This is a genomic window from Clostridium paraputrificum AGR2156 (assembly GCF_000424025.1).
Taxonomy (GTDB): Bacteria; Bacillota; Clostridia; order Clostridiales; family Clostridiaceae; genus Clostridium; species Clostridium paraputrificum.
Genome location: NZ_AUJC01000001.1, coordinates 187,328 through 208,145, shown reverse-complemented (window position 1 = coordinate 208,145; position 20,818 = coordinate 187,328). Strand labels below are relative to the sequence as shown.

The following is a 20,818-nucleotide window of genomic DNA, read 5'->3' as shown; positions in this document are numbered from 1 at the left end:
AGCTTTTGGGAAGTGGATACACAATAAAGACCTATCCAGAAAAGTCGTGGAGTATATCTAAGATGAAAGTAATGGAGAATTGCTATAGGGAGTATTATTATACATATTATGGCTCTCATAATGGGTGGATAGATAATGTTACAGATGAACAAAAAGTTGCTTGGAGATTAAAGAAGTTAACGAATATATGGTTAATGTTTGGAGATAAACTTCATGATGTTATAAAGAAAACAATTAAAAATAAACATAATTTAAATATAACTCCTAATTACTTAAAGGAGTATATGAGGAAAGTTTTAAACCATGGAGTAAAGGAAAGTATAGAAAAGTATAAGGATGGATTATGGGATGACTATCCTAGAGGAGAAATGCTTCAAGAGTATTATTATGGTGAGAAACTTGATGAGGAAAGTGTTAAAGAGGTAAAAAGAAGAATAGAATTATGTATAGACGGATTTTTTAATTCAAAAAGTTATAAAGATATTTTAAAGGAAAAGTCTATAGTATTAGAGGTAGATGAAGGTAACTTTGATTATATATTTGTACATGGTGTAAAAGTATTTGCTTTAATAGATATGCTTTATATTAATGAAGATGGGTATTATGTTATAACGGATTGGAAGACAGGAAAAATAGGAGAGCATGATAGAGAGCAACTTTTAGTTTATGTGCTATATGTAATGAAAAAGTATAATGTTTCCTTAGATAAAATTAAAGGAAGAGTAGAATACTTATTACTAGGAGAAAGTGCAGATTATAAATTTAATGAAGATGATTTAATGAATATTAATCATAGAATAGGTTTAGATTTAAATGTTATAGATGCATTTTTAATAGACAAAGAGTTAAATCAACCAAGGGATAAAGAGTACTTTAGAAAATGTGACTCTTTAAACAAGTGTAAAAAGTGTAGATTTAAAAAGTTGTGTATGAATGAAGAGGTGTTTTAGTTATGAAATTAGAGGGTATAGAACAGTTAGAAGACACAAAGTATTTAAATATGTATAAACTTAAACTCATTAATAAGGTTGGAAACATTAAAGATTATTTTATGGTAAGTAGACGTAAAAAGGAAGAATTAATCTGCGTTACAAAAGATCATTCTAAGTGTGATGGAGTTATGATACTTCCTATAACTGAGAATGAAGAGGTTATAATTTTAAAACAATATAGACCGGTTATAGATGATTATTTATATGAATTACCAGCTGGAATTGTTGATCCAGGTGAAACAATTGAAGAAGCAGCTAGAAGAGAATTATTTGAGGAAACAGGATTAAAGTGCAAGAGTTATGAACTAATATTAAAACCAAGTTATTCATCTGTTGGAATTACAGATGAGACTACTGCTGTTGTGAAAATGATAGTAGAAGGAGAGATAACTAAGGATAATTTAGAGGAAAATGAGGAGATTGAAGTTCTAAAGGTAAAAAAGGAAAATGTAAAAGACTTTGTGAAAAAACATAATTTTTCTATAAAAGGAGCATTAGTATTATTAGGACTTTAATAGGGAAAGTTAATAAATATTGTAAAAAGAGATTGCTTAAGCAGTCTCTTTTTATTATTAGATAATTTAAATAATATAAAATTTTTTTGGAAATTTATATTGACAAAAGATGTAAAGAATACTATATTACAATTAAAGAGAGTGAAAATCATTATCAATAGAATAGGGGGAGGAAAAATGAAAATATTATTTTGGAGTGGTACAGGCAATACAGAAACTATGGCACGTTTAATTTCAAAGGGTATTAAAGATACTGGAAAAGAAGTAGAGTTAATTAACATTTCCCATAATACAATACCTGATATTAAGAATGAAAGTATAATTGTTCTAGGATGTCCATCAATGGGAGAAGAAGAATTAGAGGAATCAGAATTCTTACCATTCTTTGAAAGCATTGAGCCATATTTAAATGGTAAAAAAGTCTTACTGTTTGGTTCTTATGGATGGGGAAATGGTCAATGGATGAGAAACTGGGAAGAAAGAGTTCAAGATCTTGGAGCAGTTGTCTCTTTAGATCCAATAATAATAAATTATGCTCCAGAAGGGGATACTGAAACTGAATGTATTGATTATGGCAAACAAATTGCAAAGTTGTAATTTTTACGGAGGAAGATAATGACTAACAAACTAAACAACTTTTATAAATTATTAAATAATTTAAATGATAAGGAATATATAGAAATGCTTATTTCTTATAATGTTTCTTTAATAAGTGCTAGATTAAAGCCTTCAATAACTTTAAATTTAGCTAAGAGTAATAATAAAAATACTTATGAATTGTGGCACGAATATGGTGAAGATTATTTAGAGAGTTTAGGAATAAAGTTTATAAAGTTAAGAGAGTCGGAAAAATCTTTAGTAATTTTAATATATGAGCATGAATTATTGGAAACATTTATAAATATTCCTGAAAATAAAAACTTTCTAAGGTCTTTAGGGTATCCAAATAAATTTTCTGTAGAAGAAGCATTAGAGATTTTACAAGAAAGATATAAACTATATAATTGTCCACATGAATTAGGAATTTTTTTGGGTTTTCCATTAGAGGATGTTAAAGATTTTATGACTTGTTCTGACAAAAAGTGTTTAGTTTGTGGTTATTGGAAAGTTTATAATAAATGCAATAAAGCCAAAAGAATTTTCAACCTATTTGATAGAGTTAAAGAAGAGACTTTAGATAATATATTAGATGGACATAGACATTGTATATTATCTAATAATTTAAAGAATAAATTTGAATCACATCAAAAATTAATTTTAAATTAGAACATACAAAAAATTATTTTGTATACTTTTCTCTAAATAAGAATCCTTTCATAAGGATTCTTATTTTTTTGTATTTATAAGTAGTTATTTCTATATATACATTGTGTTAGTTAATATTAGGAAAAAACTTCTTGTGTATCATTTACATACACTTGTATTCAAAATAGCTACATGATATTATACTATAAAAGGAATGTGTGACAAAAAATGAAAAAATATTTGGGGTGATTAAATGAAATTTCAAAGTACAAGAGGGCTAGAAAGAGATGTAAAATCTGCAGAAGGTATTATAAGAGGGATTGCAAAGGATGGTGGGTTATTCGTTCCAGATTCATTTCCTAATTTATATGAAATTCTAAAAAAGAACAAGGGCTTATCTTATGAAGAATTGGCTTTTAAAATAATAAAAGAATTCTTTACAGATATAGATGAAAATGAGTTGAGGGAAGCTATTGATGAGGCTTACAATAATAGATTTAAGCCAGAGTTAAATAAGAATTATCTTGAACTTTATCATGGACCAACTTGTGCTTTTAAGGATGCAGCATTACTATTTCTTCCACAAATAATGAAAAGAGCAAAGAAGTCTTTAGGAGTAAATGAGGAAATAGTGATTTTAACAGCTACTTCAGGGGATACTGGTAAGGCTGCTTTAGAAGGGTTTAGTAGTGTAGATGGATTTAAGGTGGTTGTTTATTATCCTAAAAACGGTGTTAGTGCTATTCAGGAGAGACAGATGGCAACACAAGAAGGGGAGAATGTAAAAGTATTTGGTATAAATGGTAACTTTGATAATGCACAGACTGGGGTAAAAAAGATATTTGGAGATGAAAAATTAAAAGAAGAATTAAAAAAGAATGGATATATCTTATCTTCAGCTAACTCTATAAATATAGGAAGATTAGTTCCTCAAATTGTTTATTATTTCTATGGATATTTTAAGCTAATAGAACAAGGTAAGATTAAAGAGGATGAGGAAATAAATGTAGTAGTACCTACGGGGAATTTTGGCAATATATTAGCTTCTTACTACGGAAAGCAAATGGGATTACCAATAAATAAGTTTATATGTGCATCTAATGAAAATAAGGTTTTAACAGACTTTTTCCAAACTGGTATTTATGATAAGAGAAGAGAACTTATTTTAACTCAATCTCCTTCAATGGATATTTTGGTATCTTCAAATTTAGAAAGATTACTATATGAAGGTAGTGGCAGAGATGGAGAAGAAATAAAAGCATTAATGGACGGACTTATGGCAAATGGAGTATATGAAGTATCTTCAAAAGTTAGAGAATTCTTAAAAGAATTTTATGGAAACTTTGCTACAGAAGAAGAAGTTCATAAGACAATTAAGAATGTATATGAAAAAGAAAATTATCTAATGGATACTCATACTGCTGTAGGGAAGACTGTTTGGGAAAAATATAAGAATGAAACAGGAGATGACAGAGAAGCTTTAATAGCCTCGACTGCTAGTCCTTATAAGTTTCCAGTTAATATTTGTAATGCATTAGGCATAGATATAAGTAATGTAGATGATTTTGGAGTTTTAAAGGAATTAAATAAGGCAACAAATGTAGATATACCTAGAAATCTAAAAGGTTTAGATAAGAAAGAAATTCTTCATAATGAAGTTTGGGATAAGGATGAAATGTTAGATGCCTTATTATCTTTCTTGAAGTAGAGGAGATAAGAATGATTAGGGTAAGAGTGCCTGCAACATCCGCTAATATGGGACCAGGATTTGATTCTATAGGAATTGCAGTAGAATTATATAATGAATTTGGATTTGAAGAAACAGAGAGTGGTTTAAAGTTTAATGGAGTAGCAGAAGAATTTTGTAATGAAAATAATGTAGTTTATGAAGCTATGATGTTTTGTTTTAATAAAGGAAAATATAACCCAAAAGGGTTAGAAATAAGTACAATTAAGCAAGATATCCCTATTTCTAGAGGCTTGGGAAGTAGTTCTAGTTGTATAGTTGCTGGTCTTATTGGTGCAAATGCAATAATGGGAAACAAGTTTTCTAAAGATGAGATATTACAAATGGCTGTAGAGATAGAAGGACATCCTGATAATGTTGCACCTGCTGTTTTAGGTGGAATGGTTGTTGCTATAATGGAAGGAGGTAGGGTATACTATGATATAGTGAAGGTTCAAGAACATGTTAAGTTCATTCCTATAATACCTGATTTTAGACTTTCAACTAAGGATGCTAGAGTGGTTTTACCTAAGGAAATATCCTTAAAAGACGGGGTATATAATGTGAGTAGAGCATCTCTAATGGTAACTGCATTAACTAACGGAAATTATGATTTATTAAAGTATGCATGTCGGGATGCTTTTCATGAAAATTATAGGAGTAAGTTAATAAAAGGATTTTATGAAGTAAAAGAGGAATCAAATAGATTAGGTGCTTTAGCAACATATTTAAGCGGAGCAGGTCCAACTATAATGGCAATGATTTCTGATAAAAACTATAAGTTTAAAAGCCATATGGAGAAGTTTTTAGAGGTAAAGTCCTTAAATTGGGCTATTCATGAACTTTCTATAGATAAAAATGGTGCAATAATAATAGAGGGTGATAAATAGTGGATGGAAATTATTTTGTAATTCATAAGAGGGTTTTACCTGAGGTATATGAAAAAGTGCTAAATGCTAAGAAGCTTATAAAAGAAGGAAAAGTTAAGGAAGTAACAGAAGCTACCAAGATGGCTGGAATTAGTAGAAGTGTATATTATAAATATAAAGATTATATTTATGAGTTTTCTGAAAGTCCTCAGGGAAGGAAAGCTACATTCAATATAATGATAATTGATGGTAGGGGAATTCTATCTAGAATATTAAACTTCATTTCAGGTCAAGGAGGAAATATACTTACTATTAATCAAGGTATACCTCTTAATGGGTATGCATATATAAGCTTAACTATAGATATAAGTAACTTAGAGGGAGACATTACATCATTAATGGATGGAATAAGTGATATAGAAAAGGTAGAAAAAGTAGAATTTATAGCAATGGAATAAACAAAAAAAGAAGATATTTTTACATTTAGGTAAATATCTTCTTTTTTTATTTATATATTTATAGGAAATGTAATGGCTAAATTTCTTTTTTTAAGTAGAAGTGATCTTTATCAGCAGCGCAAAGCTCCCAACCTTCTCTACCTAATGAATTTAGTTTTTCTAAAACTTGCCTTTCTCTTTCTTCTTCATTGAAAGTTGTTTTTAAATCAAATGAAATATGTTCAACCTTGTATTCGTACATTTTCATATAAAACACCCCATTGTTAGTACTCTAAAATTAATTATACATCTACTACCAAATAATTACAATAAGTAAATTTAAACTTGATGTAAAAAGGTGTTATATATTATACTAAGGTATTACTTGTAGAAATATAGATAATACTAAATTTAGTAGAAGAGGTGAGAAGTATGGAAATTTATTTAGATAATGCAGCTACTACTAAGCCAAAAGAAGAAGTTATTGAGGCAATATGTGATGGAATGAAAAAATATTATGCAAATCCATCATCTTCACACAAGTTAGGTATGGAATCAGAAAAAAAACTAGATGAATGCAGAGAAGTAATTGCAAAAACAATAAATTGCAGTAATGATGAAATATATTTTACTTCAGGAGGAAGTGAAGGAAACAACTTTATAATTAAAGGATTAGTGAAGACAGGAACACATTTAATTACAACTCCTTTTGAACATAGTTCAATAAAGAATACTGTTGAAGCTCTTGAAAAATCTGGGGTAAGAGTTACATATCTTTCTGTTAATGAATTTGGAGAAATTGATATTGAAGAACTAAGAGAAGCTATTACTAAAGATACTGTTTTAGTTTCAGTTATGTTTGTTAACAATGAAGTTGGAAGCATACAGAATTTAAAAGAGATAGGTGAAACTATAAAGTCTATAAGTAATAGAGCAAAGTTCCATGTAGATGGAGTCCAAGGGTATGGTAAATTTACTATAGATGTTAAGAAAATGAAGATTGATGCATTAACAGTTAGTGCACATAAAATTCATGGACCTAAGGGTGTTGGATTCTGCTATTTAGCTAAAGGGATGAGTATAGTACCTCATATTCATGGGGGAACTCAAGAAAGAGGATTAAGAGCTGGAACTGAGAATATACATGGAATAATGGGATTAACAGTTGCTGCTAAAGATATTATTAAGAATATGGATCTAAACTATGAAAAAGTTAGTGAATTAAAAGAATATATGATAAAAAGATTTTCTGAGATAGATGATATTAGAATAAATAGTCCAATGAATGATAAGTTTTCTCCATACATTTTAAATGTTTCATTTAGAGGAATTAGAGGAGAAGTATTGCTACATTTATTAGAAGATGCTAATATTTTTGTATCTACAGGTTCAGCTTGTACTTCTAAATCTAAGGGTGGAGTTATAGGAAGTCATGTTTTGGAAGCTATGAAGCTGACTAAGAAAGAGGTTGAGGGAGCAATAAGATTTTCTTTCTCCCCAGAAAATACAAAAGAAGAGATAGATAAGACTATTGATGCCCTAAAAAAGGGATTAGTATTCTTAAGGAGGATTAGAAGATGAGTAAATTAATATTAGTTAAGTATGCCTCAGAGATATTTCTAAAAGGATTAAATAGAAATAAATTTGAGAAGAAGCTAAGAGATAATATAGCTATAAAACTTGAAGGCTTAAATTTTGAAATAATATCAGATCAAAATAGATATTTCATAAAAGTTGATGAAATAGATGAAGCTATAGTTAGAATTAAAAGAGTTTTTGGTGTTGCTGAGGTTTGTATAGTAACTAAGGTTGATAGGGATATGGTAGCGATTAAGGAAGAAGCTTTAAAGAAGGTAAGAGAAAGTGGAAGTAAAACTTTTAAGATAATAACAAATAGAGCAAATAAGTTGTTCCCACAAAACTCTATGGAAACTTCAAGAGAAGTTGGTGGCTATGTATTACACCGTATGGATGGACAAATAACAGTTGATGTTAAGAATCCTGAATGTGCATTAAATATTGAAATTAGAGAATATGCTTATATATGGACTAATAAGGATAAGATTAAAGGTGCAGGTGGGCTTCCTTATGGAATAAATGGAAGTACTATGCTTATGTTATCAGGAGGTATAGATTCACCAGTTGCAGGGTATCTAATGGCTAGAAGAGGGGTTGCATTAAACTGCGTTTATTATCACAGTCATCCATATACTTCTGAAAGAGCTAAGGATAAAGTTAAAACTCTTGCTAAAATTCTTGCTAGGTACACTGAAGAAGTTAATTTATATATAGTTCCATTTACAGATGTTCAAATGGAAATTATAGAAAAGTGTAGAGAAGACGAGCTTACAATTATAATGAGAAGATTTATGATGAGAATAGCTTGTGAGTTATCAGATAGACTAGGAATAGATTCTGTAGCTACTGGAGAAAGTATAGGCCAAGTTGCAAGCCAAACTATGGAGGGATTAATCGTAAGTACAGATTGTGCTGATAGACCAGTATTTAGACCACTTATAGCTATGGATAAGGAAGATATTATGGATATAGCTAGAGACATCGATACATATGAAACTTCAATTCTTCCATATGAGGATTGCTGTACAATATTTGTCCCAAAGCATCCTAAAACAAAACCTCAAGTTGAAGCTATGAGAAAGAGTGAAAGTAAGCTTGATGTTGAAAAACTAGTTAATGAAGCAATTGATAATATGGAAGTTGTAAAATTAAAGTAAATTATATTTGACTATTGTGGAACTTAAAGTTTTGCAATAGTCTTTTTCTATGGTAAAATTTATATGTTATATTTTTGCAGAAGAGGGGGATATTTGTGAAATACATAGATACAAAATATGATGATTTTAAGTTGAGAGAAACTACAGTAGAAGATACTTCCTTAATTCTTTCGTTTATTAAGGGAATTGCTGAGTATGAAAAAATGAGTAATGAAGTTGTTGCAACTGAGGAAGTTTTGAGGAAAAGTATATTTGAAGATAATAGAGCTAAGGTTTTAGTTGCTGAAGAAAATGGACAACCAATAGGATTTGCTTTATATTTCTTTAACTTTTCTACTTTTATAGGAAAAGCAGGATTATATCTAGAAGATATATTTATATTACCTGAGCATAGAGGTAAAGGATATGGTAAAGAAATATTTAAGGTTCTAGCTAAGATAGCAGTAGAAAATTCATGTGAAAGAATGGAATGGGTTTGTTTAAATTGGAATGAACCTTCAATAAGGTTCTATAAAGGCTTTGGTTCTATTGGAATGGAAGAATGGACAACATATAGATTAGCAGGAAATAAGATTGGTGAATTAGCCAATAGCAAATAGATAATAATTATAAGTTTTTAGAAATCACCTTTGGTGGTTTCTTTTTTTCTTTAGTAAAATTTTGTGAAATATATATAGAAAATATTGACAATATATAAAGTAAAGCATATTATAATTTTAAGGATTTATTACTTTAATATGTTAAATTGGTAAAGAAGGATGGAGGGGGCAATGGTTAATAAAAATATTATTCCTGAAGGAACAAGAGATCTTATTTTAGATGAATGTGTTAGAAAAAAAGAGTTGGAGTTAGAAATTGAAAATATACTAAATAAGTGGGGATATAAAGAGGTTATAACTCCTACAATAGAATATTATCAAACCTTTAATGGAGGATTTCAAAATCTAAGAGAAGAAGATATGTATAAGTTCTTCGATGATAAAGGTAGAATTTTAGTTTTAAGACCAGATATGACAATACCTATAGCAAGGGTAGTTGCTACAAAATTTAAGGAGATTAATCCACCTATTAGATTAAGATATACTTCCAATGTATTTAGAGTTCATGAAAGTTTAGGTGGAAAAAAGAATGAATATACTGATTGTGGTGTTGAACTTATTGGATTAAATGGAATTGATTCAGATGTTGAAATTCTTATTACAGCATTAGAAAGTTTAAAAATACTAAAAGAAACTGGTTATAAAATAGAAGTAGGTAATATAAACTTTTTTAATTCTGCAGTTGAGTGGTTAAAGTTAGATCTTGAACAGAGAAGTTTTTTAGCAAAACTTATTGATGAAAAAAGTATGAAGGAATTAGAAGAGTATCTGGATATGTTAAATGTAGGAGATGACTATAAGAATTTCTTCATGAAATTACCTTGGCTTTTTGGAGGCGTAGAGATTCTAGATATAGGAGAAAAGTACGCTATTAATAATGAAATATTAAATGAAATTAAGTATTTAAGAAATATATATGAAATATTGGACAACCTAGGATATGGAGATAAGCTTACTTTTGATTTAGGAATTGTACCAAGATTAAATTATTATACAGGGATTATATTTAAAGGATATGTAGAAGGTATTGGGGATACAGTTCTTAGAGGGGGAAGGTATGATGATCTTATATCAACATTTGGAAGAGATTTGCCTGCTGTAGGATTTTCTATAAATCTAGATCCATTAGTTCAATTAGAAGATGAGAAGAACAATGGTAAAGAAGAAAAGTATAGAATTATTTATAATCCTAAGGATATAGTTGTAGCCATAAAACAAGGACAAGTTTTAAGAAATTTAGGTTATGTGGCAGAACTTGTACCTTCTAAAGATATTCAAGGAATAAAGGTATTAAAGGAGGAGGTGATTGAATGAGTATAAGTATTGCAATGACAAAAGGAAGGCTAGAGAAAGAGACAATAAAGTTATTAGATAAGGCTAATTTCGGTACAGAAGAACTTAAGAACAAAGGAAGAAAGCTTGTTTTTAATGATACTATTGAGGACATTAAATACTTTTTAGTTAAAGCAGCAGATTCTATAACTTATGTAGAACATGGAGTAGCTGATATTGGTGTGGTTGGTAAAGATACGCTAATGGAAAGTGATAATAACTATTATGAAGTATTAGATCTAGAAATAGGTAAATGTAATTTTATAGTAGCATCATTACCAGAAAAAGATGTTTTTAAAAAGGTTGGTCATATAAAGATTGGAACTAAGTATCCTAAGGTAGCTAGAGAATATTTTAAGAAAAGAGGTATGGATGTAGAAATAATAAAAATTGAGGGATCAGTTGAACTAGCACCTATATTAGGGCTGTGTGATGCCATAGTAGATATTATGGAAACAGGGACAACTTTAAAAGAAAATGGATTAATTGTTTTTGATAGGATATGTGATATAAGTGCAAGAGTTATAGTAAACAAGGCTAGTTTTAAAATGAAGAGAGAAGAAATTGGGGCTTTTATCAACAGGTTAAAACAAGTTTTGTAAAGTATAAGCAATAAATAAAGAGGGGGCAAGAGTATGTTAAAGCTTATAAATCTTGAAAATAAAGATTGGGACATTCTTTTAAGTGAGCTTAAAGATAGAGAAGAAGAAGTAAAAGAAGAAGTTTTAAAAAGTGTTTCTAATATTCTAGAAGATGTTAAAAAAAATGGAGATAAAGCATTACAGTCATATACAGAGAAGTTTGATAGAGTTTTGTTAGATGACTTTGAAGTAAGTATAGAAGAATTAGATGAATGTTTTATAAAGGTTGAAAAAAACTTTATAGACAATTTAGAAGAAGCGAAAAAAAATATAGAATATTATCATAATGCACAAAAAAGTAGAGGGTTTATTTTAAATAAAGACAATGGTATTTTTCTAGGTCAAAGAGTTATACCTTTAGACTCTGTAGGAGTATATGTTCCAGGAGGAACAGCTGCTTATCCATCATCTGTTCTTATGAATGTAATACCGGCAAAAGTTGCAGGAGTTAAAGAGATAATAATGATAACACCTCCTAATAAGGAAGGGAAATTAAATCCGTATATAGGGGTAGCGGCTAAAGTTGCAGGAGTAAGTAAAATTTATAAAGTTGGGGGAGCACAGGGGATAGCTGCCTTAGCAAATGGAACAGAAAGTATACCAAAGGTAGATAAAATAGTAGGTCCTGGTAATATTTTTGTGGCAACAGCAAAGAGATTAGTATTTGGCAAGGTTGATATAGATATGATAGCAGGACCAAGTGAAATACTTGTAGTAGCAGATGAAAATGCTAATCCGAAATATATTGCAGCAGATTTAATGTCTCAGGCTGAACACGATAGGTTGGCATCATCTATTTTAGTTACTACATCTAAGCAGCTATATGAAGAGATAGAGAAAGAATTAGAGGCTCAAATAAAAGATTTGGATAGAAAAGAAATAATAGAAGAGGCATTAAAGAATTATGGAAAAGCTATTATTTGTAATTCAATAGATGAATGTATAGAGGTTTCAAATAGGTTTGCACCAGAACATCTTGAACTTATGGCTGAGAATCCTATGGAACTTTTAGGAAAGATTAGACATGCAGGTTCTGTTTTCCTAGGAAATAATACGCCAGAGCCTGTTGGAGATTATTTTGGAGGTACTAACCACGTATTGCCTACTAATGGAACAGCAAGGTTTTACTCGGCTCTTTCAGTGGATAGTTTTATAAAAAAATCATCATTTCTTTATTATTCTGAAGAAGCAATAAAAAGAGATGGAGAAAAGATTATTAATATAGCTAACAAAGAAGGACTTACAGCACATGCAAATTCTGTGAAGGTGAGGGTGAAGTAATATGAAAGGGATACAATCATATATAAATTTATATGATAATTTAGAAATTAGACTAAATGCTAATGAAAGTTACTTTGGAATAGATGAAAAAATGAAGTTAGATATTAAAACTTATATATGTAATTTAGAGTTAAACAGGTATCCAGAAGATAGTAGTGAAGTTCTAAAAGAATTATATGGGGGATATGCAGGCGTTGATAAAGAAAATATAGTAGTTGGAAATGGATCTGATGAAATGATTGGGTTAGTAATAGGATTAAACATTGCAGAGGGAAAGAAATTACTAACTCTTAACCCTGATTTCTCAATGTATGATTACTATGTTTCTATGCATTCGGGTAAGATGGTTAAATATAACACAAAAGAAGATGGAAGCTTTGATATAGATGAATTTATAGAGTTAGGTAAAAAAGAAAATGTAGATATGATCATTTTCTCTAACCCAAACAATCCAACAGGGCATGCAATTGAACCATTTAAAATAACTAAGATATTAGAAGAATTTAAGGATAAAGTAGTATTAGTAGATGAGGCATATTATGAGTTTTTTGGAGAATCTATGATACCTTACATTAATAGATATAAGAATCTATTAGTTACAAGAACCCTTTCAAAGGCTTGGGGGTTAGCAGCAACAAGAGTAGGTTTTTTAATTGGTAATAGTGAAGAAATCAAAAAAATAAATAAGTATAAAGTGCCATATAACGTTAATTCCTTATCTCAAGTTATAGCTAGTATTGTCTTAAAGGACAGAATGTATGTTGAAAAAAATACTAAAGAAATTGTATCTGAAAGAGAAAAGCTTTATAAATCATTAAAAGAAATTCAAGAGAATTCAGCCTTATATATTGAGTTTTACCCTTCAAAAGCAAATTATATCTATGGAAGAACAGAGTATAAAGAAGCGTTAATTAACGGATTAAAATCAAGAGGAATTCTTATAAGAAGTTTTGAGAAAAATAATTTTAGAATTACTGTGGGGTGCTCCTTTGAGAATAACAAACTTCTTCAAGCAATAAGAGAAATAGTTGGATACGGGGGAGTAAGCTATGCTTAAAAGGGAATGTAGCATAAATAGAAATACTAATGAAACTAAAATTCAGTTAAAAATTAATTTGGATGGTGATGGAAAGTCTAATATAAAAACAGGAATAGGTTTTTTTGATCATATGTTGGACTTAATGGCTTTTCATAGTGGAATAGATTTAGAAGTAATAGCCCATGGTGATTTGGATGTATGTGACCACCATACTGTTGAGGATGTTGGAATAATTTTAGGCCAAGCTTTTAAAGAAGCATTAGGTGAAAAAGTAGGTATAAAGAGGTATGGAAGCTTCTTTATACCTATGGATGAAACTTTGTCACAAGTATCTTTAGATATAAGTGGAAGAAGCTTTTTAGTATTTGAAGGTGATTTTAAAAGAGATAGTATAGGAAATTTTTCAACAGAGATGGTTAAGGAATTTTTGAGAGCTTTTGCTTTTAATGCTGGAATAACATTACATGCAAGAGTTATATACGGAGAAAATGATCACCATAAAGTAGAAGCAATATTTAAGGCATTAGGAAGAGCATTAAAAGAAGCAAAAGAAATAGAAACTGGTAGGATACCTTCTACAAAAGGAATTCTTTAGGAGGAAATATGGTTGTTATTATAGATTATGGAATGGGAAATCTAAAAAGTGTATATAATGCTTTGAATAAGATAGGGTGTAGGTGCAAAGTTAGTTCTGAAGTTAGAGATATAAGAACTGCTAGTGGCTTGATTTTGCCTGGAGTAGGAGCATTTAAAGATTGTATGGATAATTTGACGAAATCAAATTTAGATCAAATATTAAAAGAGGAAGTGGAAAAGGGAAAACCCCTTTTAGGAATATGTTTAGGTATGCAGGTTCTTTTTGAAAAAGGATATGAAGGAGAAGAAAGAGCAGGATTAGGTTTATTGAAAGGTAAGATTGTAAGGATGGAGGATCCTAATGTAAAGATACCTCATATAGGATGGAACAACTTAGAAAAGAATAGGGAAGATGAATTAATTTCTATCTCAGAGAAAGCTCCTTTTGTATATTATGTACATTCATACTATGCCCAAGATTATAATGATGAAGATTTAGTAGGGTTTTCATATTATGGTAGTTTAAAAATACCCGGATTAGTTAGAAGGAAAAATGTAATGGGGGCGCAGTTCCATCCAGAAAAAAGTGGAGAAGCAGGTCTTAATATTTTAAGAAATTTTAAGGAGTTGATTTGATGATAATAATACCAGCAATAGATATTATAGATGGAAAGCCAGTTAGGTTATATCAAGGAGACTATAATAAAAAAGAAATAGTAGCAAAAGATGTCTTAGATACTTCAAAAAATTTTGAATACCTTGGAGCACAATGGATACACTTAGTAGATTTGGATGGAGCCAAAAAAGGTGAATTGGTTAATTTAAATGTAATTATAGAGATAGCACAAACATTATCTATTCATGTTGAGGTAGGTGGCGGTATAAGAACCTTTGAAGATATAAAGTATCTTATAGATAATGGAGTTTCAAGGGTTATTTTAGGTACAAGCGCTATGGAAGATGAAAAACTTTTAAATAAGGCTTTAAGAGAGTATGGAGAAAAAATAGCAGTAGGAATAGATTGCAAGGATGGGTATGTATGTGGAAGAGGATGGCTTCAAAAAAGCTCTATTCACTATATAGAATTTGCAAAGAGGTTAGAAAAGTTAGGGGTTAAAAATATTATAGTTACTGATATTTCTAAGGATGGGACTTTAGAGGGGCCTAATATTGAAATGTTAAATGAGTTAAAGAAAGAGGTTTGTATGGATATTACAGCTTCAGGAGGAATAAGAGATGTATCTAACATAAAAGCTTTAAAAGAAATAGATGTATATGGAGCAATAACTGGAAAGGCTATATATGCAAAAACTCTTTCTTTAGAAGAAGCTATAAAAGTTACTAGGGAGGAATAGTGTATGCATACAAAGAGAATTATACCTTGTCTAGATGTAAAAGAAGGAAGAGTTGTAAAAGGAGTTAACTTTGTTGGTCTTAAAGATGTTGGGAATCCTGTAGACTTAGCTGAATATTACTATAAGGCAGGAGCAGATGAATTAGTGTTTTTAGATATTACAGCTACTCATGAAGGTAGGGGAATAATGAGAAGGGTAGTAGAGAAAGTAGCTGAAAAAATATTTATTCCATTTACAGTTGGGGGAGGGCTAAAAAACTTAGAGGATATTAAGGAGATACTAAGAGCTGGTGCAGATAAAGTAAGTTTAAATTCAGCTGCTGTAAGGGATAAACAACTTATAAAAAAAGGAGCATATTATTTTGGAAATCAGTGTATTGTACTAGCAGTTGATGCAAAGAAAAGAGAAGATAATACAGGATGGAATGTAGTTATAAATGGTGGCAGAATTGATACAGGAATTGATGCCTTGAGATGGATTGAAGAGGGGATAAGGCTAGGGGCTGGAGAAATATTATTAACTTCTATGGATGCTGATGGAACTAAAAAAGGGTTTGATATTGAACTTACTAAGTCAGTGTCTAATATAACTAATGTGCCAGTTATAGCTTCAGGGGGATGTGGAGAACTTGAACATTTTTATGAAGTTTTTAAGGATGAAGTGGCAGATGCAGCTCTTGCAGCATCACTTTTTCACTATGGAGAATTATCGGTAGAAGAAGTAAAGAAATATTTAAAGGATAGAAATATAAGTGTTAGATACTAGGAGTATAAGTATATGAATAGGGAAGAGATAATAAAAAAAGTACAAGAAGTAGACTTTAAAAAAGGAAATGGACTAGTACCAACAATTGTTCAAGATATAAATAGTAATGAAGTTTTAATGCTTGCTTACATGTCGGAAGAAAGTTTAATTAAGACTTTGGAGGGGGATACAACATGGTTTTATAGTAGAAGTAGGAATGAACTATGGAATAAGGGAGCAACTTCTGGACATTTACAGTATGTTAAAGAGATAAAGATAGATTGTGATAATGATACTTTATTAGTTTTAGTAGAACAAGTAGGAGCAGCATGTCATACAGGAGAAAGAAGTTGCTTTTACAGAAATTTATAGGAGGCAAGTAAATGGAGGATATTTTAAAGGAGTTATATAAAACAATATTAACTAGAAAAGATATAAGAGAAGATGGATCATATACAGCATATTTATTTGATAAAGGTTTAGAAAAAATATTAAAGAAGGTTGGAGAAGAGTCAACAGAGGTTGTTATTAGTAGCCTAGGAGATAATAAGGATAATCAAGTAAATGAAATGTGTGACTTGATATATCACATTTTAGTGTTAATGGCTGAATTGGGAATTTCACTTGAAGATATAAAATTAGAGTTAGAGAAAAGAAGTAAAAAAGTAAACAATTTCAAGGGAGAAAGAAAAGAAATTGAAAATATATAATTTTTCTTGATAGCGTTTGGTAAAAGTTGTAAAATATAAATGTATTATACAAAAAGAGGTAGGGGGAGATAAATAGTATGCAAAAAAAGATAGAAACAATGGTTTTGGGTATAGGAGAGTTATCCTTAGATGCTATTAGTACTTGGTTCCCTAGCAAAAATAAAGAAACTATTGCGAAAGCAATTGAGACATCAGAAGTAATCGGAATAAAAGGTAATAAGGTAATGGCAAAATCTAAAATGGATGCAATTGAAAAAGAAAGCGTTACAAAGAAAAAAATTAATTTAGCTAAAATCCCAGAAAAGCTAGAGGCTAAAGAGATACAAGAGAATGAGATTAAAAAGGAATATACGGAAGAGATAAATTATGGTGAGCTTCTTGAATTAATAATGAAGTATAACAGGAGAGTAAAAGAGCAGTATGAAAAATTAATAGCTAGAAACTTTGATAATATGAAAGAGGCTATAATTAAATATTATGAAGCAAAATTTGAAGTGGTTAAAAATCCATTTAAGGTTAGTGGGAAATCTGAAATGTATTCATTAGTTCATAAGAAAACAAAGTTTGAAGTTGCATATTTATATGTTGGTGAATTTTTGTCTGAGGAAGATTTCAACAAGATATCTTCTAATTTTGTTGAGGATACAGTTTATTTTTGTATAACAAAAGATGCTGAAGTTCTACCAAATGTAAGTGATAGAGAATATTACTTAAAGGATGTAGATGATATAGTAAATAAGTATTTAAATCAATATAAATTGAAAGAAATAGATACAACAATATTGAAAATAAACTAAAAGGGCGGGAAACCAGCCTTTTTTCTTTACAGTATATTTTTATAGAGATAAGTAGTTGTCAAATAAAGGGTAAAGATTCTATGATTAAAAGGATAGAAATTTGTAATATTTATAGGTATACTAAAAGAAGGAAACGAAAGGAGAAATAATATGAAAGAATTATTTAAAGTAAATGAGTTAAGTTTTTATGAAGAGGATTTTTTAGATGATATAAATGAATATTTAGATATTTTAGATATATTAAGAGATATGCAAAGTGAATTAACTTATGAGAAGGTAACTTGTGCCACTCAAAACGATTGTTGTGAGAAGAGTAAGGATAACTATTTTATCCAAGTACATGGTTTTATTAATAAAGAGGATGAGTTCATCACAAAGGAAGAAGTTTATATGTTTGCAAAGAATATAAAACAAGATGAACTTGATCTTTTTGTTATTAGAGTTTATAAGTGTATTGAATGTGGAAAGTGGATTATTGATATCTTAGAATAATTTATCGAGGGGTATTATATGAAAGAGGATTTGAAAAATTATTTTTCTGATTTAATTAAAGATATTAAGAGCATAAAGAGAGAGACTATCTTTGAAATTATGAAGAAGAGAGGAAAACTTTTAACTATTCTAGCATTAGTGATACTTATGTTTTTAGGATTTGGTATTGGTAGAATAAATACTTCTAAAGAGCATTTATTGAGTAAATTAGAAGTAGCTTTAAAAAACGAAAGTTCAAACAAACTTTCTTCAATTGCTAAGTTTAACAATAAAAAGGTAAGTAAAAAGGAAGTTCAACCGCTTATTAATTATTATTCCAAAGATAATTCTAGAGTTGATTCACTAATAAATAAATTGAAGACAGTAGGAGAGACAGAAGATTTAAAACTTGTTGAAGAGAATAGAGTATTTGGAACAAGATGTTATATAGATATTAAACCATATAGTTTGAAAATTGATAGTGAATTTAAGGATAGTAGATTTACTATAGATGATAAAAATTATATAAATGCAGGAAGTAAAATAGATAAGTTAATCCCAGGTGTTTATACAGTAAAAGGAATTTTAGAAAGTGGATTTGGAGATATAGAAGCATCTAAAGAAATAGTGCTTATGAAAGATGAAGAGATAGATATGGAATTTGATGCTGTAATGCTTAATATATCATCAGCATTTTATGATGCAGAAGTATTTGCTAATGGACAATCAACTGGTATCTTGGTAAAAGATGCAAAAAATATAGGACCATTTCCTACTACAGGAGAAGTTAAATTACATATTGAAAAAGAGTTTCCTTGGGGGAGAGTTAAAGGTGAAGAAGTTCAAGTTAAAGATATCCCTAATTTAACACTTAATTTAAGTATGGAAAATGAAACTCTAAAGTCAGAAATAGATACTGTAGTTGATGAATTTTATAGGAGTGTTTTTTTATCCCTTAATGAGGAAGATAAGAGCGTTATAAAAGGTGGAACGGAAAATGCCATTAATAAAATTTACGATGTGTTAGAAAAAAAGTATTTCATTTTAAAAAATAAATATAACATAAAGGATATAAGAATAGTTGAGGATAAAAACCAATATAGACATGAAGATGGAATATATAGTGCAACTATTGTAGTAAGTGTTGACTATACAGTAAGTAAGAGTTTTCTTGGATTGAATAAAGAAGAAAGTAATAAATTATTTTTCACTAAAATGATCTATAACGGGAAAGAGTGGAAGGTAGAAGATATAGAAAACTTTAGTTTATAATTTAAAAAGGGGGAGGAGTAATGAAGAAAAGTTTAATAAAGGTAGTAACTATTATTTCGTTATCTTGTTTTATTTTTGAGAGTCCAATTGTTTATGCAACTAATTCATCTGATATAAAAGATCAAATTAATAATAATAATCAAGCCATAGACAATTTACAAAATGAAAAGGACAAAATACAAAATCAAGTTAATAATGTAAATAAAGAATTAGATAAGATTACGGAACAGATGGAAGCAAAAAATAAGGAGTTAGAGAAATCTAGCAAAAAGGTAAATGAGTTCCAAAGTAAGATAGATTCATTACAAGCTGAAATAGATAGTGTACAAGCTAAAATAAATGAGGCTGAAGAGGAAATAGTTAAAAAAGAGGAACTTATAGTTCAAAAGGAAAATGAATCAGAAGAAAGAGAAAAGATGCTTGGATTAAGAATAAGAAATTATTACAAAAATGATATGACTAGTCAGATGTTAGCCTTTTTAGTAAGTAGTGATGGTCTTTCAAGCTTTATAGGTAATATATACAATATGAAAAAGATACTTGATACTGATAAAAAGCTTATTGATGAAGTAAATAGTATGAAAGAAGCACTAAATAATGAAAAGAAGTTATTGGAAGAAAAAATTGTTGAATTGGATGAGGAAAAAGTAGAAATAAAAAATAAACAACAAGAATTAGTTAGTGCTCAAAAAGAATTCGTAGATGAAAAAAATAAGTATTTATCTCAAGTAAATGATTTAAAAGGAATAGAGAGCAAAAAGCAAAGCATGATTAATTCTCTATCAGATAAGGAGAGAGAGTTACAGGAGAAAATAGGTGATTTGACAGACTTTAATCAAGATTTACAGAATAAATTAGATGATTTATTCAATGGACTTGATGATGAAAATAGTGGAAATTCTCAAGGAGAAACCTTTTTAAGACCAACTAGTGGACATGTTACTAGTGAATATGGTCCTAGAATTCATCCAATTAGTGGGCAGAGTGGTTTCCATACAGGCATAGATTTAGCATCTCCATCTGGTACTCCTATTAAAGCTTCAAAGAGCGGAACTGTGGTGTATTCTGGATGGCAAGGTGGATATGGACAAGTAGTTATTATAGATCATGGTGGTGGATATAGAACTTTATATGCGCATTGCTCTAAATTAAATGTGGTTAAAAATCAAAAAGTTAGCAGGGGACAGACTGTTGCTTTAGTTGGTTCTACAGGTAATAGCACAGGACCTCATTTGCACTTTGAAGTAAGAGTAAATAATAAACATCAAAATCCTAGAAAATATGTACCTATTTAATTAAAATAATTAATAAAAGTAAACATATATTATTGTAGATAAGAAATTGCCTGTGGCAATTTCTTATTTTTATCTAAGACATAGGAAAAATATAAAAAACCTGCACTTATAATAAGTACAGGTTAAAGGGTATGTTCATTTAAGAAAGGGAATAAATGAACATATATGTGGGGTTTATAAAAACTCT

General features: G+C 29.5%; 25 protein-coding genes. 24 read left to right on the top strand and 1 reads right to left on the bottom strand.

Features of this window, described 5'->3' with window-relative positions; genetic code table 11:
• Window positions 1–5: 5 nt before the first annotated feature.
• From G594_RS0100970 to G594_RS0100940, 7 genes are all read left to right on the top strand, one after another.
• Window positions 6–950: a PD-(D/E)XK nuclease family protein gene (locus tag G594_RS0100970; protein ID WP_027096842.1), complete on the top strand. Its 945-nt coding sequence runs from the start codon at window positions 6–8 to the stop codon at window positions 948–950.
• A gap of 2 nt (window positions 951–952) precedes the next feature.
• Complete coding sequence (locus tag G594_RS0100965; protein ID WP_027096841.1) at window positions 953–1,507, top strand: NUDIX hydrolase; 555 nt, start codon at window positions 953–955, stop codon at window positions 1,505–1,507.
• 177 nt (window positions 1,508–1,684) lie between these two features.
• Window positions 1,685–2,104 carry a flavodoxin gene (locus G594_RS0100960; protein WP_027096840.1) on the top strand — a complete coding sequence of 140 codons (420 nt, stop codon included), beginning with the start codon at window positions 1,685–1,687 and terminating at the stop codon, window positions 2,102–2,104.
• An 18-nt stretch (window positions 2,105–2,122) separates the two neighbouring features.
• A complete protein-coding gene (locus G594_RS0100955) occupies window positions 2,123–2,773 on the top strand; it encodes a DUF3793 family protein (protein WP_034865797.1) in 651 nt (216 codons plus the stop codon).
• Between the two features lie 232 nt (window positions 2,774–3,005).
• Window positions 3,006–4,460, top strand: a complete 1,455-nt coding sequence (gene thrC, locus G594_RS0100950) for a threonine synthase (RefSeq protein ID WP_027096838.1) — start codon at window positions 3,006–3,008, stop codon at window positions 4,458–4,460.
• An 11-nt stretch (window positions 4,461–4,471) separates the two neighbouring features.
• Window positions 4,472–5,368 (top strand): homoserine kinase, encoded by an 897-nt coding sequence (gene thrB, locus G594_RS0100945; RefSeq protein ID WP_027096837.1) that lies wholly within the window; start codon window positions 4,472–4,474, stop codon window positions 5,366–5,368.
• Window positions 5,368–5,805 carry an ACT domain-containing protein gene (locus G594_RS0100940; RefSeq protein WP_027096836.1) on the top strand — a complete coding sequence of 146 codons (438 nt, stop codon included), beginning with the start codon at window positions 5,368–5,370 and terminating at the stop codon, window positions 5,803–5,805. Before thrB ends, G594_RS0100940 begins: the two co-directional genes overlap by 1 nt.
• A 76-nt stretch (window positions 5,806–5,881) precedes the next feature.
• Here the strand turns inward: G594_RS0100940 and G594_RS20010 are convergent, their stop codons facing one another.
• A complete protein-coding gene (locus G594_RS20010) occupies window positions 5,882–6,052 on the bottom strand; it encodes a DUF4177 domain-containing protein (RefSeq protein WP_120362401.1) in 171 nt (56 codons plus the stop codon).
• A gap of 164 nt (window positions 6,053–6,216) precedes the next feature.
• On the opposite strand from G594_RS20010, the gene G594_RS0100930 reads away from it, so the two are divergent.
• The 17 genes from G594_RS0100930 (at window position 6,217) to G594_RS19445 (ending at window position 20,631) form a co-directional block, all read left to right on the top strand.
• Window positions 6,217–7,365: a cysteine desulfurase family protein gene (locus G594_RS0100930; RefSeq protein ID WP_027096835.1), complete on the top strand. Its 1,149-nt coding sequence runs from the start codon at window positions 6,217–6,219 to the stop codon at window positions 7,363–7,365.
• On the top strand, window positions 7,362–8,519 hold the full coding sequence (gene thiI / locus G594_RS0100925; protein WP_027096834.1) for a tRNA uracil 4-sulfurtransferase ThiI: 1,158 nt from the start codon (window positions 7,362–7,364) through the stop codon (window positions 8,517–8,519). The genes G594_RS0100930 and thiI overlap by 4 nt, the downstream gene beginning before the upstream one ends.
• 95 nt (window positions 8,520–8,614) lie before the next feature.
• Entirely contained in the window at window positions 8,615–9,118 is a 504-nt protein-coding gene (locus G594_RS0100920; protein ID WP_027096833.1) for a GNAT family N-acetyltransferase, read from the top strand.
• A 171-nt stretch (window positions 9,119–9,289) separates the two neighbouring features.
• Window positions 9,290–10,432, top strand: coding sequence for an ATP phosphoribosyltransferase regulatory subunit (gene hisZ / locus G594_RS0100915; protein WP_027096832.1), 1,143 nt, complete (start codon window positions 9,290–9,292; stop codon window positions 10,430–10,432).
• The gene (gene hisG / locus G594_RS0100910; RefSeq protein ID WP_027096831.1) at window positions 10,429–11,052 is read left to right on the top strand and encodes an ATP phosphoribosyltransferase; all 624 of its coding nucleotides are present in this window, start codon (window positions 10,429–10,431) and stop codon (window positions 11,050–11,052) included. Before hisZ ends, hisG begins: the two co-directional genes overlap by 4 nt.
• A gap of 33 nt (window positions 11,053–11,085) precedes the next feature.
• The gene (hisD, locus tag G594_RS0100905) at window positions 11,086–12,372 is read left to right on the top strand and encodes a histidinol dehydrogenase (RefSeq protein ID WP_027096830.1); all 1,287 of its coding nucleotides are present in this window, start codon (window positions 11,086–11,088) and stop codon (window positions 12,370–12,372) included.
• A gap of 1 nt (window position 12,373) precedes the next feature.
• Entirely contained in the window at window positions 12,374–13,429 is a 1,056-nt protein-coding gene (gene hisC, locus G594_RS0100900) for a histidinol-phosphate transaminase (RefSeq protein ID WP_027096829.1), read from the top strand.
• Window positions 13,422–14,006, top strand: coding sequence for an imidazoleglycerol-phosphate dehydratase HisB (gene hisB, locus G594_RS0100895; RefSeq protein ID WP_027096828.1), 585 nt, complete (start codon window positions 13,422–13,424; stop codon window positions 14,004–14,006). The genes hisC and hisB overlap by 8 nt, the downstream gene beginning before the upstream one ends.
• An 8-nt stretch (window positions 14,007–14,014) precedes the next feature.
• Complete coding sequence (hisH, locus tag G594_RS0100890) at window positions 14,015–14,623, top strand: imidazole glycerol phosphate synthase subunit HisH (protein WP_027096827.1); 609 nt, start codon at window positions 14,015–14,017, stop codon at window positions 14,621–14,623.
• Window positions 14,623–15,342: a 1-(5-phosphoribosyl)-5-[(5-phosphoribosylamino)methylideneamino]imidazole-4-carboxamide isomerase gene (gene hisA / locus G594_RS0100885; RefSeq protein ID WP_027096826.1), complete on the top strand. Its 720-nt coding sequence runs from the start codon at window positions 14,623–14,625 to the stop codon at window positions 15,340–15,342. Before hisH ends, hisA begins: the two co-directional genes overlap by 1 nt.
• A 3-nt stretch (window positions 15,343–15,345) precedes the next feature.
• The gene (gene hisF / locus G594_RS0100880; RefSeq protein WP_027096825.1) at window positions 15,346–16,107 is read left to right on the top strand and encodes an imidazole glycerol phosphate synthase subunit HisF; all 762 of its coding nucleotides are present in this window, start codon (window positions 15,346–15,348) and stop codon (window positions 16,105–16,107) included.
• 12 nt (window positions 16,108–16,119) lie between these two features.
• The gene (gene hisI, locus G594_RS0100875) at window positions 16,120–16,458 is read left to right on the top strand and encodes a phosphoribosyl-AMP cyclohydrolase (RefSeq protein ID WP_027096824.1); all 339 of its coding nucleotides are present in this window, start codon (window positions 16,120–16,122) and stop codon (window positions 16,456–16,458) included.
• A gap of 11 nt (window positions 16,459–16,469) precedes the next feature.
• Window positions 16,470–16,796, top strand: a complete 327-nt coding sequence (gene hisE, locus G594_RS0100870; RefSeq protein WP_027096823.1) for a phosphoribosyl-ATP diphosphatase — start codon at window positions 16,470–16,472, stop codon at window positions 16,794–16,796.
• 77 nt (window positions 16,797–16,873) lie between these two features.
• Window positions 16,874–17,593 (top strand): hypothetical protein, encoded by a 720-nt coding sequence (locus G594_RS0100865; protein ID WP_027096822.1) that lies wholly within the window; start codon window positions 16,874–16,876, stop codon window positions 17,591–17,593.
• Between the two features lie 150 nt (window positions 17,594–17,743).
• Window positions 17,744–18,085 (top strand): hypothetical protein, encoded by a 342-nt coding sequence (locus G594_RS0100860; protein WP_027096821.1) that lies wholly within the window; start codon window positions 17,744–17,746, stop codon window positions 18,083–18,085.
• Between the two features lie 18 nt (window positions 18,086–18,103).
• Window positions 18,104–19,336 carry a TcaA 3rd/4th domain-containing protein gene (locus G594_RS0100855; RefSeq protein WP_027096820.1) on the top strand — a complete coding sequence of 411 codons (1,233 nt, stop codon included), beginning with the start codon at window positions 18,104–18,106 and terminating at the stop codon, window positions 19,334–19,336.
• A 20-nt stretch (window positions 19,337–19,356) separates the two neighbouring features.
• The gene (locus tag G594_RS19445; protein ID WP_027096819.1) at window positions 19,357–20,631 is read left to right on the top strand and encodes a murein hydrolase activator EnvC family protein; all 1,275 of its coding nucleotides are present in this window, start codon (window positions 19,357–19,359) and stop codon (window positions 20,629–20,631) included.
• The last annotated feature ends 187 nt before the right edge of the window (window positions 20,632–20,818 follow it).

Excerpts from the sequence above, each read along its gene's own strand:
- G594_RS0100965 (WP_027096841.1), top strand. The coding sequence starts at position 953 with ATGAAATTAGAGGGTATAGAACAGTTAGAAGACACAAAGTATTTAAAT.
- G594_RS0100960 (WP_027096840.1), top strand. The coding sequence starts at position 1,685 with ATGAAAATATTATTTTGGAGTGGTACAGGCAATACAGAAACTATGGCA.
- G594_RS0100955 (WP_034865797.1), top strand. The coding sequence starts at position 2,123 with ATGACTAACAAACTAAACAACTTTTATAAATTATTAAATAATTTAAAT.
- thrC (WP_027096838.1), top strand. The coding sequence starts at position 3,006 with ATGAAATTTCAAAGTACAAGAGGGCTAGAAAGAGATGTAAAATCTGCA.
- thrB (WP_027096837.1), top strand. The coding sequence starts at position 4,472 with ATGATTAGGGTAAGAGTGCCTGCAACATCCGCTAATATGGGACCAGGA.
- G594_RS20010 (WP_120362401.1), bottom strand. The coding sequence starts at position 6,052 with ATGAAAATGTACGAATACAAGGTTGAACATATTTCATTTGATTTAAAA.
- G594_RS0100930 (WP_027096835.1), top strand. The coding sequence starts at position 6,217 with ATGGAAATTTATTTAGATAATGCAGCTACTACTAAGCCAAAAGAAGAA.
- thiI (WP_027096834.1), top strand. The coding sequence starts at position 7,362 with ATGAGTAAATTAATATTAGTTAAGTATGCCTCAGAGATATTTCTAAAA.
- hisZ (WP_027096832.1), top strand. The coding sequence starts at position 9,290 with ATGGTTAATAAAAATATTATTCCTGAAGGAACAAGAGATCTTATTTTA.
- hisG (WP_027096831.1), top strand. The coding sequence starts at position 10,429 with ATGAGTATAAGTATTGCAATGACAAAAGGAAGGCTAGAGAAAGAGACA.
- hisD (WP_027096830.1), top strand. The coding sequence starts at position 11,086 with ATGTTAAAGCTTATAAATCTTGAAAATAAAGATTGGGACATTCTTTTA.
- hisC (WP_027096829.1), top strand. The coding sequence starts at position 12,374 with ATGAAAGGGATACAATCATATATAAATTTATATGATAATTTAGAAATT.
- hisB (WP_027096828.1), top strand. The coding sequence starts at position 13,422 with ATGCTTAAAAGGGAATGTAGCATAAATAGAAATACTAATGAAACTAAA.
- hisH (WP_027096827.1), top strand. The coding sequence starts at position 14,015 with ATGGTTGTTATTATAGATTATGGAATGGGAAATCTAAAAAGTGTATAT.
- hisA (WP_027096826.1), top strand. The coding sequence starts at position 14,623 with ATGATAATAATACCAGCAATAGATATTATAGATGGAAAGCCAGTTAGG.
- hisF (WP_027096825.1), top strand. The coding sequence starts at position 15,346 with ATGCATACAAAGAGAATTATACCTTGTCTAGATGTAAAAGAAGGAAGA.
- hisI (WP_027096824.1), top strand. The coding sequence starts at position 16,120 with ATGAATAGGGAAGAGATAATAAAAAAAGTACAAGAAGTAGACTTTAAA.
- hisE (WP_027096823.1), top strand. The coding sequence starts at position 16,470 with ATGGAGGATATTTTAAAGGAGTTATATAAAACAATATTAACTAGAAAA.
- G594_RS0100865 (WP_027096822.1), top strand. The coding sequence starts at position 16,874 with ATGCAAAAAAAGATAGAAACAATGGTTTTGGGTATAGGAGAGTTATCC.
- G594_RS0100860 (WP_027096821.1), top strand. The coding sequence starts at position 17,744 with ATGAAAGAATTATTTAAAGTAAATGAGTTAAGTTTTTATGAAGAGGAT.
- G594_RS0100855 (WP_027096820.1), top strand. The coding sequence starts at position 18,104 with ATGAAAGAGGATTTGAAAAATTATTTTTCTGATTTAATTAAAGATATT.
- G594_RS19445 (WP_027096819.1), top strand. The coding sequence starts at position 19,357 with ATGAAGAAAAGTTTAATAAAGGTAGTAACTATTATTTCGTTATCTTGT.